We start from the raw sequence: 12635 nt of genomic DNA, 5'->3' as shown, positions 1-12635 counted from the left end.
ACACGATCATTCCATCGACCTGACCGGGAGCAGACCACCGTGCTTCGCCTTTTCGGCCATTCCAAGAACTACAGCTGGGGTTCCCCGGATGCAATCCCCCGTTTCATCGGAACCGAACCCACCGACGAGCCCCTCGCGGAACTCTGGTTCGGCGCCCATTCCTCGGGTCCGACGCTCACCGATGATGAGTCTTCCCTCTCGGAGCACATCGCCCGAGACGTGGACGGGACTCTCGGCCCCGACGTCGCTCAGCGCTTCTCCCACCGCCTTCCCTACTTGGTCAAGCTCCTCGCGCCGGCGTCGGCGGTGTCACTCCAGGTCCATCCGAATGCGACGTACGCGGCGGCGGGATATGCCGCGGAGCAACGGGAGCAGGTTGAGGCTGCGAACCGAACGTTCTCGGACGCGTTCCACAAGCCCGAGATGCTCTTCGCTGTCACCCCCTTCGAAGGGCTGATCGGGTTCCGCGACCTCGAAGCGATACAGGCCACCCTGGCGAGGTTCACGCATCCTGCACTGCGCCCCGCCGCGGACCTGATTCGCCGAAGCCCGGCCGATCTGAAGGAAGCCTTCGGGTATCTCTCTCGCCTGGGGCGCGATGACGTCGCCGGCATCGTGCAGGAGTCGTCCCGCGTGGGATCGAGCCACGACGACAGTGTGGCCGGTATCTCCGCGCTCGCCGCGCAATACCCAGGAGATCCCGGCGTGGTCGCGTCCGTGCTCCTCGATCGGGTCGTCCTCGCTCCGGGGGATGCTGCGTTCGTGCCGTCGGGCGTCGTCCACTCCTACCGCTCGGGACTCGCGGTCGAGGTCATGGCGAACTCGGACAACGTCTTCCGTGCGGGCCTGACACGTAAACGAGTCTCGCTTCCGCAGGTCCTGGACAATCTCCTCACCGATCCGCCCCGCGTCTTCCGTGCACCGGGCGACGGGACCGCAAGCTACGACATCGATCCCGGAACGCCGGAGTTCGCCATCAGTCACATCTGGGTGGATGGCGACCATCGCACCCTTCCCGCCTTCGGGCCGAAGCTGGTCCTGTGCCTGAACGGCGAGGTGTCGCTCGTCTCGCGAAGTGGCGAGATCGTCCTCACGCGCGGGCGCGCTGCCTTCATTCCGCACGCGGACGGCGCCGTGAGTACGCAGGGCGCGGGATCCGTGATCGTGGTGCGCACGCCGGCAGCGCGGGATCTGCCGCACGAAGGAGGGAGCAGATGAGAATCGGGATCCTCACCTCGGGTGGAGACTGTCCCGGTCTCAACGCCGTCATCAGAGGTGCCGTCCTGCACGGGGATCGCGCATACGGAAGCGACTTCGTCGGATTTCGCGATGGGTGGCGAGGGCTCATGGATGCCGACTTCGTGCCGTTGGACCGACACAGCGTCCGAGGCCTCTCCAAGCAGGGCGGAACCATCCTGGGGTCCTCGCGAACGAATCCCTTCGACGGACCGCGCGGCGGTGCAGTCAACGTCTCGGCGGTGTTGACGTCCCATCGCATCGACGCGGTCATCGCTATCGGCGGAGAGGGGACGCTGACTGCGGCGCGCCGCCTCGCTGACGCCGGGCTCCCGGTCGTCGGCGTTCCCAAGACGATCGACAACGACCTCGCGGCGACCGACTACTCCTTCGGCTTCGATACCGCGGTGGAGATCGCAACAGAAGCGGTCGACCGGATTCGAACGACCGCTGAATCACACCGGCGCTGCATCGTCGTCGAGGTCATGGGCCGACACTCCGGTTGGATCGCGCTGCATACGGGCATGGCAGCCGGCGCTCACGCCATCCTCGTGCCCGAGAAGTCCGTCTCGATCGAACAGGTGTGCGTCTGGGTGCAGGCTGTACGCGATCGTGGCCGAGCACCCATCGTCGTCGTCTCGGAGGGCTTCGTCATGGAAGGAATGTCGGAACCCCATTCGCACAAGGGTCTGGATTCTTTCAACCGTCCCAGGCTCGGGGGCATCGCGGACGTCCTCGCACCGCTCATCGAAGAGAGGACGGGCATCGAGTCGCGCTCGACTGCTCTCGGCTTCGCTCAGCGCGGGGGCGTACCCAGCGCTTACGATCGGGTGCTCGCCACCCGTCTGGGTGTGGCATCCACCGACGCGGCAGAGCGCCATCAATGGGGCACGATGGTAAGTCTCAAAGGAACCGAGATCGTCTCGGTCAGCATGGCCGAGGCGACAGCGACACCCAAACTCGTCCCTCTCGCACGCTACGAAGAAGCTGCACTGCTCTTCGGCTGATATCGACGGAGGAGCGCGAGAGAGATGCACACCGAAGCTGTCATCTTCGACTTCGACGGAACCCTGGTGCAAAGCGAGCACATCAGCATCGAGCTGGACCGCCGGCTCCTGGCCGAACACGGCGTGCGCTTGTCCGCTGACGACATCGCTGCTCGCTTCGTCGGGAGCACCAAGGAATACCACCAGACGGAGTTGCGCCGCCTGCTCGGCGCACAGCCGGACGTGGCGACAGTGACGCGCTATGCGTCCCTCTTCGAGACCATGTTCGACGAGGTGCAGCCCACACCCAACGTCGTGGACACCCTGGCGACGCTGAACGCGCCGACGGCGATCGCCTCGAACAACTCGGGGCACCGGATACGCCGTACCCTCGATCGCCTCGGCCTACGCCACCACTTCGGCGATCACATCGTCGCGCGAGAGGATGTCTCCCGGGGAAAGCCGGCGCCCGACCCGTACATCCGCGCCGCGGAGATGCTCGGCGTCGATCCGGTGAACTGCCTGGCCGTCGAGGACTCCCTGCCCGGCATACGCGCCGCGCTCGCCGCCGGCATGACGGCCGTGGGCCTCGTGAACCCGTACACGACCACGGAGCAGATCGTCGCTGCAGGTGCGTCCGCCATCACCGACATGGCCGATTTGTTCACCGCGGGGTGCCCGGGTGAAGCCGCGTTGCGCGGCGTGCTCCCATACGCCCCAGGCGAACGGAAGCTACGGGCGGAAGATCGTGGTCATCTCCTCCCGCTGATGTCAGAGAAGATGCCTAGGGGGTCGTGAGCGCGCCTCATCGCGGCAAGCGTGGCCGCCTGCCGCCCGTTCCACGCACGAGCCATCTCGTCGGCGGCGTTCGCGGCGGGCGTGGCGTGCAGCGCGAGCAAGACCGCGCTCGGTTCGCTCGTGAAGTCGTTCGACACCCGGGGCGGGCCGGATGGCGTCCGAGCATGCCATCTGTGCCCCGTCACGGTTGATCGAGTGCTGTCAGGCAACGGCGCTGCATACCGCTCGCACCTGTGGCATGACGCGTGCGAAGTCCTGTCGGATCGGGCTCGCACTCGAAGACTTCAGGACTTCCGCGACGCCTGACAGCCCGGGTCTATGCGCCGTGGAACTGCGGGAACATACCGCCTCGCCCGGTCCCGTTCCATCTCAAATGTGGGCCAGGCGTGGGCACAGGCCAGCTTCACGGCAAGAGAGAAGCCCCGTGATCCCAGTGTTTACTGGGGATCTCAGGGCATCGGATGTGTCGGTGACGGTGACGGTGGGATCTGAACTGCTGCCGGACCCATATGGGAGACACGCGCTAGCGTCACCAGCCGACACGGCGCGTACGCCGTCGCGGAACCACAACGACGGCAAATAGAGGCTGCCTGCCGACCCATGATTCTCGGCAAGCGTGCGCGCAGTGGTCGAGACGAGCGGCGTTGGCATCGGGGACATGACCGTCCTGCGACAATACCTCGACTACTTTCAGTAGCTCGGGGTAGGAGCGGTCTGGCTCACCCCTCCTTCACCTCCCCAAGCCGCGACTGGACGTATGGCGTCGCCGACGTCCTGCGAACTGAACTCGAGCTGGGCGCGGCCGGCTCCACCTGCTGATCGTCGGCGAACTGTTCGCGGATCAGCGCACGCGCGATATCCGCGTCGAGCGGGACCTGATCGGTGCACATCAGCTCAGCCTGTAGAGGCGAGCGTTTCACGACGCCGCGCGGCGTCACGCCCACCGATCCCGGCCGCGCCCGCGCCCTCCCGGCGAAAGTTAGAATCGCGTCACACCCCATCGCGTGCGGCATCCGCCGTCCTCAGGAGTCGGAGTCCTGCCATCGCCGTTTTCCGCGCACCCGCGTCGTCCCCCCGCGGAGGCCGCCATCTCTGAGCACGCCGGGGCAGTCCCCCGCACCGGACCGGCCGTCGCCTGGCACGCGCTCGTGCGCCTCATCCACATCTCGCGGCCCGTGCTGTGGATCAACACGATCGGATCGGGCGCGGTCGGCATCTGGCTCACGGGCGTGCCGTTCGATCTGCGGGCGCTTCCGATCCTCCTGTGGCTGACCCTGCCGTTCAACCTGCTGATCTACGGCGTGAACGACATCTTCGATCAGGACACCGACGCGCTGAACTCCCGCAAGGGCACGATCGAGGGCGCGCGCATCCATCCGCACGAGGTCCGCCTGATCGTGTGGGCCGTCGCGGCGCTGAACATCCCGTTCCTCATCTACTTCCTCGTCACCCTCCCCCTCCCGGCGGTGGGGCTGATCGCGATCTACGCGGGCGTCTTCGTCTTCTACTCCGCCCCGCCGCTGCAGTTCAAGCGGAGGCCGTTCCTCGACTCGCTCAGCAACGCCGCCTACGGGATGCCGCTGCTGATCATGCCGATCGCCCTCGGCGCAGCGCCCGTGTGGCCGGCGATCCTGGGCCTGTTCGCCTGGAGCATCGCCAAGCACGCGTACGACGCCGTGCAGGACATCGACGAGGACCGCGAGGCGGGCATCACCACCACCGCCGTCCGGCTCGGCCCCCGCGGTACGGCGATCTGGAGCGGTGCCTGGTGGATCGTCTCCACCGTGCTGTTCGCCCTCATCAGCCTCCCGGTCGCCGCGGTGAACCTCGCCATCTCGGGGGTCCTCGTCGTGTGGATGATGGTCCGCCCGACCCCTGCGACGGGGCGGCGTCTGTACCCGCTGTCGATCGCGTTCCCCTACATCGCCGGTTCGGTCGCGAGCGGTCTGCTGCTCGCGGCCATGTTCTTCGGGCTCTACCCGTGAGCCGCATCGTCGTCGTCGGCGCCGGTCTCGGCGGGCTCGCGGCATCCGCTCTCCTCGCCCATGCCGGGCACGACGTCACCCTCCTCGAGTCGCGCGAGACCGTCGGCGGCAAGAGCCGGCGCCTCGATGTCGGCGGCGAGCGCATCGACACCGGGCCCTCGCTCGTCACGTTCCCGGGGGTGTGGGAGCGACTCCTCCACCTCCTCGACTCGGGACCGCGCCCGATCACCGGGGTCGCCGACCTCGAGCTGGAGCGCCTCCCCGAGGTCGGTCGCTACTACTACGACGGCGAGGACGTGACGCTCCCCGTCCCGCCGGAGCACCCCTGGTATCCGGCGTGGAAGCGCTTCAGCGACCTCCACGCGCCGCTCGCCGACGATGCGACCGCGCTCCTCGTCGCCGACCCGCTCGACCGGTCGTCCCTGCCGGCGCTGCGGCGGCTGCTGGCCGTCTACGGCCGGCGTCTCAGCACGACCGCGTACCTCGACAGCCTCGAATGGATGCCGGAGGGGCTCCGCGAGATCATCGCCATCCACACGCTGAACGCCGGCGTCTCGCCCGCCCGGACGCCTGCGCTGTACGCGAGCATGCCGGCGATCATGGCCGCGTCGGGGGTCTGGGTGCCGCGCGGCGGCGTGTACGAGATCGTCCTGGCGCTGCAGCGCCTCGCCGAGGCGGCGGGGGTCGACATCCGCACCGGCGCGGCCGTGACCCGCATCGACAGCGGACGGGTCACCACGACGGATGCCGCGTACCCCGCCGACATGGTCGTCAGTGGTCTCGACGCCGACCGCCTCGACGCGCTCCTCGGCCGCGACCGGCCGCGGAGGTCATCACAGACCCTGTCATGCTCGGCGGTGGCGATCTACGGGGTGCTGACCGATCCGCTCCCCGAGACCACCTCCGCGCACAGCGTCATCCTCCCCACCAAGCCCGCCGCGCTGTACCGGAGCCTCGCCGCGGGCGACGAGCCCGCCGACACCATGGCGTTCGTGAACCACTACCGCGCGGGCGAGATCTACCCCAACGACCGGAGCACGCTGGGCATCCTCCTCACGAGTCCCGCCGACGGCGCGGAGTACTCGCTGGACCACCCGTTCGTGCGCCGCGAAGTCGAGCGCATCTCGCGGACGATGGGCCTCGACGCCCCGCTGACGGATGCGATGACCGACATCGTCGTGCTCGACCCGCGGTACTTCGGCACGTTCGGCGAACCCCACGGCGCCCTCTACGGCACGGCGCGCCCGCTGTGGATGAGCGGCCCGTTCCACCGGCCGGCGCAGCACGACCTCCGGACGCCGTGGCTCTGGCGGGTCGGCGCCTCGGTGCACCCCGGCGGCGGCATCCCGGCCGTCCTCGGCGGGGCGATGATGACCGTGTCCAAGCTCCTGGCGAAGCACCCCGCCTGAGCGGGGGCGCCCCGGTAGCGGGCCGTCGAAGCGGCCTCAGCCCTCGAGGCGGGAGCCCTCGCTGAGGCGGTGCCAGCTGCGGTTGTGATGCACCAGGGCATCGCCCGGCTCCCCGGGTGCGACGTCGCGTTCGATGTGGGACTGCAGCGCGTGCGCGGCGATCACGGTCGACGTGCCGGCATCCATGCGGTTGATGACCGCGCAGCGCACCCACGCGCGGACGCCCCGGTACACCGGCTCGCCCGTGGTCAGGCGTGTCCAGCGGCTTTCTTCGGCGAAGCGATCGACGCCGCTGGTCGCGCCGAGCCTCGCGAGGTCGATGTCGTCGGCGTCCAGGAGGTGGACCACGACGGTTTCGGCCCGCGCGAGGGTCGCAGCAGCCGACGACAGCGTCGAGATCGAGAAGATCAGCAGCGGCGGATCGGCGCTCACCGACGCCACCGACGTCGCCGTGAGCGCGACGGGTCCGTCGCCGGCATCCGCCGTGATGACGGAGACACCCGCGGGATGACCGCGGAAGAGCGCCTTGAAGTCCTCCGCGGGGAGCGAGGTCGCGAATCCGGCCTTGGTGACCTCGGCGGGTTCGAGGGGATGCGACGGCGCCCACGCGTGGGGCGACGAGGCGTTGTCAGGACTGGGCACCGGCGATCTCCTCCCGAACGATGCGGGCACCTGCGCTCAGTGCGCTGAGCTTGCCGAGGGCCACATCCCGAGGCAGAGGCGCCATGCCGCAGTTCGTGCTCGCAACGAGCTTATCCGCGTCGACGAAGGTCAGCGCCCTCCGGAGGGTGTCGGCGACCTCTTCCGGTGTCTCGACGGTTTCGCTCGCGACGTCGATCGCCCCGAGCATCACCTTCTTGCCGCGGAGGATCTCGATGAGGTCCATCGGGACGTGCGAGTGCTGGGATTCGAGGGAGATGGTGTCGATGCTCGAGCGCTGGAGCAGCGGGAACGACTCCTCGTACTGGCGCCACTCCGACCCGAGGGTCGCCTTCCAGTCGTTGTTGGCCTTGATGCCGTAGCCGTAACAGATGTGCACCACGGTCTCGGCGCGGAGCCCCTCCGCCGCGCGTTCGAGGGCCGCGACCCCCCAGTCGCGGACGTCGTCGAAGAAGACGTTGAAGGCCGGCTCATCGAACTGGATGATGTCGACCCCGACGGCTTCGAGCTCCCTCGCCTCCTGATTGAGGATGCCGGCGAACTCCCACGCGAGCTTCTCCCGGCTCTTGTAGTGCCGGTCGTACAGGGTGTCGATCATCGTCATCGGGCCGGGAAGGGCCCACTTGATCGGCTGATCGGTCTGCTGACGGAGGAATCGCGCGTCGTCGACGAAGACCGGCTTCGGCCGGCTCACCGCGCCGACGACGGACGGAACGCTGGCGTCGTACCGGTCGCGGATGCGGACCGTCTCGCGCTGCGTGAAGTCGACCCCGTCGAGATGCTCGATGAAGGTCGTCACGAAGTGCTGGCGGGTCTGCTCGCCGTCGCTGATGACGTCGATGCCGCGGCGGGACTGCTCGGCGGCGACGATGCGGAGCGCATCCTGCTTCGCCTCCGCGAGCTGGTCGCCGTCGAGCTTCCACGGTGACCAGAGGGTCTCGGGCTCGGCGAGCCAGGAGGGTTTCGGCAGGCTGCCGACGAGGGAGGTGGGGAGGAGGGTGTTCATATCAGTGGGTCTTCCGAGATCGATCCGGGTGTCATCCGACGGGGGCGGGGCGGGCCGCGGCCCAGCGCTGGAGCTCCGCGCCGTGCGGCCTCACGAGGTGCTCCTCCGCGAAGGCCCCCTGGACGACGGCGAGCCGGCTGCGCTCGTCGCGGTCATAGGCGATCAGCGTGCGCGAGTAGTCCTGCTGATCGAGGGTCGGGCGGTAGACGTCGGCGGCGGCGGAGTTGGCGTTGTAGATCTCCGGGCGGTAGATCTTCTGGAACGTCTCCATCGTGCTGATCGTGCCGATGAGCTGCAGGTTCGAATAGTCGGCGAGCAGGTCGCCGCGGAAGTAGAACGCCAGCGGCGCCTTCGCCCCCGGGGGCAGGAAGTAGCGGGCCTGGAGCCCCATCTTCCCGAAGTACGCGTCGGTCAGCGACGGCTCGTCCTGGCGGTACTCGACACCGAGCACCGGGTGGTGGTTGCCGGTGCGCCGATACGTCTTGCTGGTCGAGACGCTGATGCAGATGACGGGCGGCGCCGCGAAGCGCTCCTCGAACGCCGCGGAGTCGACGAACTCCTTGAAGAGGCGCCCGTGCAGAACACCGAAGTCCTCCGGGATCGTGAACCGTCCGGCCGCCTCGGTGGCCGCCGGCAGGGCGATGCTGAAGTCGTAGTCGCGGATGTAGGAGGAGAAGTTGTTGCCCACGATGCCGTGGTGGCGCTCCCCCGTCCGCCGATCGACGATGAAGACGTCGAGCACCTCGAGGAGCGGGAACTCGCGATCCTCCCCCTCCGAGGCGAACCGGAGTCCGACGGAGACGATCTCGAGCTCGACCGTGTAACGGTCGCCCTCGGGGTTGTCCCAGCGGGCGAGATCGTTGAAGCGCCGGTCGATCATCGTTAGCGCGTTGCGGAGGTTCTCCCGACGGTCGTCGCCGCGGGCGAGGTTGGCGAAGTTGGTGGTCGCCCGGGTCCCCTCAGCCGGCGCGTAATCCTCGTCGAAGCGGGTGGTCGTCGTGGTGAACGTGAACGTGGTGGTCATGGCGGTCGATCCGTGGCTCGTTCGGCCGGGCTCGGCCTTGCGGAGGTCAGTGGTCCATCGTGCAGGCAGAGAGAAGCTATCGAGAAACCATCCCCGACTATCCGGATCTATAGGATGCCGCTATGGCTCGCGGATCGGACAGCGTCACGTTGCAGCACCTGCGGTACTTCATCGAGGTCGCCGCGGAGGGATCGATCACCGCAGCGGCCGACCTCCTCTACGTCGCGCAGCCGACGATGTCGGCCGCGATGAAGGACCTCGAGGCGCGGGTCGGCCGGACACTCCTCCTCCGCTCCGCGCGGGGGGTGACGCTCACCGCCGACGGGACGGAGTTCCTCGGGTACGCGAAGCAGGTGGTCGAGCAGATGTCCCTCCTCGAGGAGCGGTACATCGGGCGCCCGCCGTCCCGGCGCCTGCTCGCGGTGTCGGCGCAGCACTACTCCTTCGCGGTCGACGCCTTCGTCCGGATGGTGCGGGCGAGCGACGCGGCGGAGTACGACTTCTCGCTCCGCGAGACCCGCACGTGGGACATCATCGAGGACGTCCGGACCCTGCGCAGCGAGCTCGGCATCCTGTACCGGAACGACTTCAACGGCAACGTCCTCGACAAGCTGCTGCGCGACGCGGGGCTCGTCTTCCGTCCGCTCTTCCTCGCGTCGCCGCACATCTTCATCTCACGGAAGAACCCGCTCGCCACGCGCGATCGCGTGACGCTGGACGACCTCGTGGACCTGCCCCGACTGACGTTCGACCAGGGTGCGAACAACTCCTTCTACTTCGCGGAGGAGATCCTCTCGACCCTGTCGAGCGCGCGGGAGATCCGGGTCTCGGACCGCGCGACCATCTTCAACCTCATGATCGGCCTCGAGGGGTACACGATCTCGACCGGCATCATCAGCGACGACCTCGACCCGGAGATCGTCGCCATTCCGCTGGAGGTCGACGAGCGCATCGAGATCGGGTGGATCGGTCGATCGGCGATCCCCCTGACCGATCAGGCCGAGTCCTACCTCGCCGAGGTCCGCACCGTCGTCGCCGAGTTCGGCGTGACGCTGCTGGGATGAAGGTCGGGCGCCGCGTGTCGCCCTAGCGACCGCGGTCGCGGCCCGCAAGACCCCGCCCGCGAAATACTCGCGGGTTACCGTCGCACCATGACCGACACCTTCACCCCCCGGTACGCCATCGTCACTGCATCCGACTCCGGCATCGGGGCGGCGACCGCCATCGGCCTGGCGGAAGCGGGGATGGATGTCGGCATCACCTGGCACTCCGACCAGGATGGCGCGGAGGCGACCGCCGAGGCCGTGCGTGCGCGCGGCGCGCGAGCGGTGGTAATGCAGTTCGACGCGACCGACCTGGAGGGTGCGCCGAAGGTGATCGACGCCCTCGCCGACGAGCTCGGCGGCGTCGACGTCTTCGTCAACAACGCCGGCGGCGGCACCGGCGGGCCCTTCCTCGACATCGAACTCGAGGAGTGGCGGAAGATCGTGAGCCTCAACCTCGACGGCGCGTTCGTCGGCATGCAGGCGGCTGCCCGCCGCATGGTTTCCGCCGGTCGCGGCGGGCGGATCATCGCCATCACGAGCGTCCACGAACACCAGCCGCGGGTCGGAAGCTCGGCCTACGTCGCGTCCAAGCACGGCCTCGGTGGCCTCGTGAAGACGATGGCGCTCGAGCTCGGCCAGCACGGGATCACGGTGAATTCCCTCGGGCCTGGTGAGATCGCCACGCCCATCAATGACATGGACGCGGAGGATGCCGCGACCACGCACCGCGCCGGCGTCCCCCTCGGTCGTCCCGGCGAGCCGGACGAGATCTCCGCCGTCGCCGCGTTCCTCGCCTCCCCCGCCGCCTCCTACGTCACGGGAGCCAGCTGGGTGATCGACGGCGGCATGCTGCAGATGGGCCCGCAGGCCGGGTCTCACCTCACCTCCGACGACTGGCGCAGCGCCGGCGACTGACGGTCTGCCGGACTCCACTCCGCGTTAATACCCCCCGGGGTATGTTACGATCCTTGCGAACCGACGTGAGGGAGAAGCAATGTGCGCTCGTGTGACGTGTCATCAGTGCGGCAAGGCGACCTGGGCCGGGTGCGGCCAGCACGTGGAGGAGGCGCTTCAGGGCGTCCCGGCGGATCAGCGTTGCCAGGGGCACGCGTGATGCGTCGCCGTCTGCGAGCGTCAGCGGTCGGAGCAGCCCTCGTCCTCGCCGCGACGGTGAGCGGGTGCGCAGCCGCCGCATCCCCGTCGATCGCCCTCGATGAAGACACCGTCATCGTCGACGTGCGCACCCCGGCGGAGTACGCCGACGGTCACCTGGACGGTGCCGTCAACATCGACCTCCAGTCCGCCGGATTCGAATCGACCGTCGCAGCGCTCGACCCCGAGGACGAGTACGTCGTCTACTGTGCGTCGGGCAACCGGTCCGCGCAGGCGGTGGCTGTGATGGAAAACGCGGGACTCTCCGTGACGGATGCGGGAGGCATCGCCGCGGCCGAGCGGGCCACGGGACTGCCTGTCATTCCGTGAGATGAATGAACGTGCGGCGCCGGGCCGCTCAACTCCGATCAGAGGCGAGAGCGAGGCCCAGGGCGTGGCCTGACTCCCACGCAGTGCGCACCGCGGAGCGATCGCCCCACGCGTCACCGCAGGCCGAGATCCCGGGCCCGCGGTGGAACGGCGCGCCCTCGGTCTGCGCCGGGCGTGCGAACGTCCAGCGGTGGGCGAAAGACTCCGCGGGATCGACATCGATGCCCAACGTCGTGCGGGTCGCCGCGACGACGACGCGAACGGCGCTGGCCGGATCGGCGAGGTGGCGTCGTGCGAGATCGGGCGTCGTGTGGACCACGAGCACCGGCGCACCGTCACCGCGGCGGTCCCCATCGTCGACGATGAAAGCGATATCGGGGTGGCCGTCGACGAACGCGCCATGCAGGTCCTCGGGCCACTGGCGCGCATCCCATCGCAGCGCGACGGCGATGACCGGCTCCCAGTCACCTCCGGCACCAGGCGCGTTCTCGCTCAGGCGCGCCGCCTGCGGTCCGGGCATCGCGAGGACGACCTCTCCGGCGTCTTCGCCGTCAACGCGGTACGGCTCGACCTTCTCGATCGTGGTCTCGAGCCGAACGTCGAGGCCCTCTGCGAGATCCTCCGCGAGTGACCGCAGACCGCGGGGCGCGGCCCAGCGCACGGGCCCGCTCTTGCGGGTCTGGGCCCCCTCGGCGTCGACCACCCAGAAGGTGTCGGTCCAGGGCCGGGCGAGGCCGCGCTCCTGCCAACCTGCGACGACTTGCGCGAAGGGTGTCGACTCGGCGACCACGAAGTACGACGCGCCGAGGTCGACGGGCCGATCCCACAGCGTCCGGCTCGCGAGGCGACCGCCCACACGGCGCCCGCGGTCGAGGACCCTTACGGACAGTCCTCCGGCCTTCGCCGCGCGTGCACACGCGAGTCCCGAAATGCCGCCGCCGACCACCGTCACATCCACTGCCATACGCCCATCCTCCCGTGCGAACACCCGGGACGGGCTCGA

14 protein-coding genes are annotated in these 12635 nt (G+C 68.8%); 9 read left to right on the top strand and 5 right to left on the bottom strand.

All coding sequences use genetic code 11. The annotated features are described in order from the left end of the window. The first annotated feature begins 39 nt into the window (after positions 1-39). From manA to KZC50_RS04475, 3 genes are read left to right on the top strand one after another with little or no spacing between them, the layout of a single operon-like run. A complete protein-coding gene (gene manA / locus KZC50_RS04485; protein ID WP_310890749.1) occupies positions 40-1218 on the top strand; it encodes a mannose-6-phosphate isomerase, class I in 1179 nt (392 codons plus the stop codon). Further along, complete coding sequence (locus tag KZC50_RS04480; RefSeq protein WP_310890748.1) at positions 1215-2243, top strand: 6-phosphofructokinase; 1029 nt, start codon at positions 1215-1217, stop codon at positions 2241-2243. The genes manA and KZC50_RS04480 overlap by 4 nt, the downstream gene beginning before the upstream one ends. A gap of 24 nt (positions 2244-2267) precedes the next feature. Beyond that, positions 2268-3020 carry an HAD family hydrolase gene (locus tag KZC50_RS04475; protein WP_310890747.1) on the top strand — a complete coding sequence of 251 codons (753 nt, stop codon included), beginning with the start codon at positions 2268-2270 and terminating at the stop codon, positions 3018-3020. Between the two features lie 719 nt (positions 3021-3739). On the opposite strand, the gene KZC50_RS04470 is transcribed toward KZC50_RS04475, so the two are convergent. Then, the gene (locus KZC50_RS04470) at positions 3740-4033 is read right to left on the bottom strand and encodes a hypothetical protein (protein WP_310890746.1); all 294 of its coding nucleotides are present in this window, start codon (positions 4031-4033) and stop codon (positions 3740-3742) included. 135 nt (positions 4034-4168) lie between these two features. On the opposite strand from KZC50_RS04470, the gene KZC50_RS04465 reads away from it, so the two are divergent. Together KZC50_RS04465 and KZC50_RS04460 are read left to right on the top strand one after the other, a co-directional pair. Then, positions 4169-5005, top strand: a complete 837-nt coding sequence (locus KZC50_RS04465) for a UbiA family prenyltransferase (protein ID WP_375294565.1) — start codon at positions 4169-4171, stop codon at positions 5003-5005. After that, positions 5002-6414, top strand: a complete 1413-nt coding sequence (locus KZC50_RS04460) for a phytoene desaturase family protein (protein WP_310890745.1) — start codon at positions 5002-5004, stop codon at positions 6412-6414. The genes KZC50_RS04465 and KZC50_RS04460 overlap by 4 nt, the downstream gene beginning before the upstream one ends. A 36-nt stretch (positions 6415-6450) precedes the next feature. Here the strand turns inward: KZC50_RS04460 and KZC50_RS04455 are convergent, their stop codons facing one another. The 3 genes from KZC50_RS04455 to KZC50_RS04445 are packed head-to-tail and all read right to left on the bottom strand — an operon-like array spanning position 6451 to position 9104. Then, on the bottom strand, positions 6451-7056 hold the full coding sequence (locus KZC50_RS04455; RefSeq protein ID WP_310890744.1) for a flavin reductase family protein: 606 nt from the start codon (positions 7054-7056) through the stop codon (positions 6451-6453). Beyond that, a complete protein-coding gene (locus KZC50_RS04450; protein WP_310890743.1) occupies positions 7043-8080 on the bottom strand; it encodes a methionine synthase in 1038 nt (345 codons plus the stop codon). Before KZC50_RS04450 ends, KZC50_RS04455 begins: the two co-directional genes overlap by 14 nt. Before the next feature lie 31 nt (positions 8081-8111). After that, positions 8112-9104 (bottom strand): putative oxygenase MesX, encoded by a 993-nt coding sequence (locus KZC50_RS04445; protein WP_310890742.1) that lies wholly within the window; start codon positions 9102-9104, stop codon positions 8112-8114. Between the two features lie 122 nt (positions 9105-9226). Between KZC50_RS04445 and KZC50_RS04440 the strand changes: the two genes are divergently transcribed. From KZC50_RS04440 to KZC50_RS04430, 4 genes are all read left to right on the top strand, one after another. Next, positions 9227-10168, top strand: a complete 942-nt coding sequence (locus KZC50_RS04440; protein WP_310890741.1) for a LysR family transcriptional regulator — start codon at positions 9227-9229, stop codon at positions 10166-10168. Between the two features lie 87 nt (positions 10169-10255). Beyond that, positions 10256-11065, top strand: a complete 810-nt coding sequence (locus KZC50_RS04435; RefSeq protein ID WP_310890740.1) for an SDR family oxidoreductase — start codon at positions 10256-10258, stop codon at positions 11063-11065. Positions 11066-11144: 79 nt separating this feature from the next. Then, the gene (locus tag KZC50_RS15720) at positions 11145-11264 is read left to right on the top strand and encodes a DUF8730 family Cys-rich protein (protein ID WP_490390908.1); all 120 of its coding nucleotides are present in this window, start codon (positions 11145-11147) and stop codon (positions 11262-11264) included. After that, on the top strand, positions 11264-11632 hold the full coding sequence (locus KZC50_RS04430; RefSeq protein WP_310890739.1) for a rhodanese-like domain-containing protein: 369 nt from the start codon (positions 11264-11266) through the stop codon (positions 11630-11632). The genes KZC50_RS15720 and KZC50_RS04430 overlap by 1 nt, the downstream gene beginning before the upstream one ends. A gap of 28 nt (positions 11633-11660) precedes the next feature. Here the strand turns inward: KZC50_RS04430 and KZC50_RS04425 are convergent, their stop codons facing one another. Next, a complete protein-coding gene (locus KZC50_RS04425) occupies positions 11661-12596 on the bottom strand; it encodes an NAD(P)/FAD-dependent oxidoreductase (RefSeq protein WP_310890738.1) in 936 nt (311 codons plus the stop codon). Positions 12597-12635: the final 39 nt, after the last annotated feature.

Origin of the sequence: Microbacterium aurantiacum (assembly GCF_031625015.1) — a bacterium.
GTDB classification, from domain to species: domain Bacteria; phylum Actinomycetota; class Actinomycetes; order Actinomycetales; family Microbacteriaceae; genus Microbacterium; species Microbacterium aurantiacum.
The sequence above is the reverse complement of the archived record's forward strand: the minus strand, read 5'-3'. Positions and strand labels throughout refer to the sequence as shown.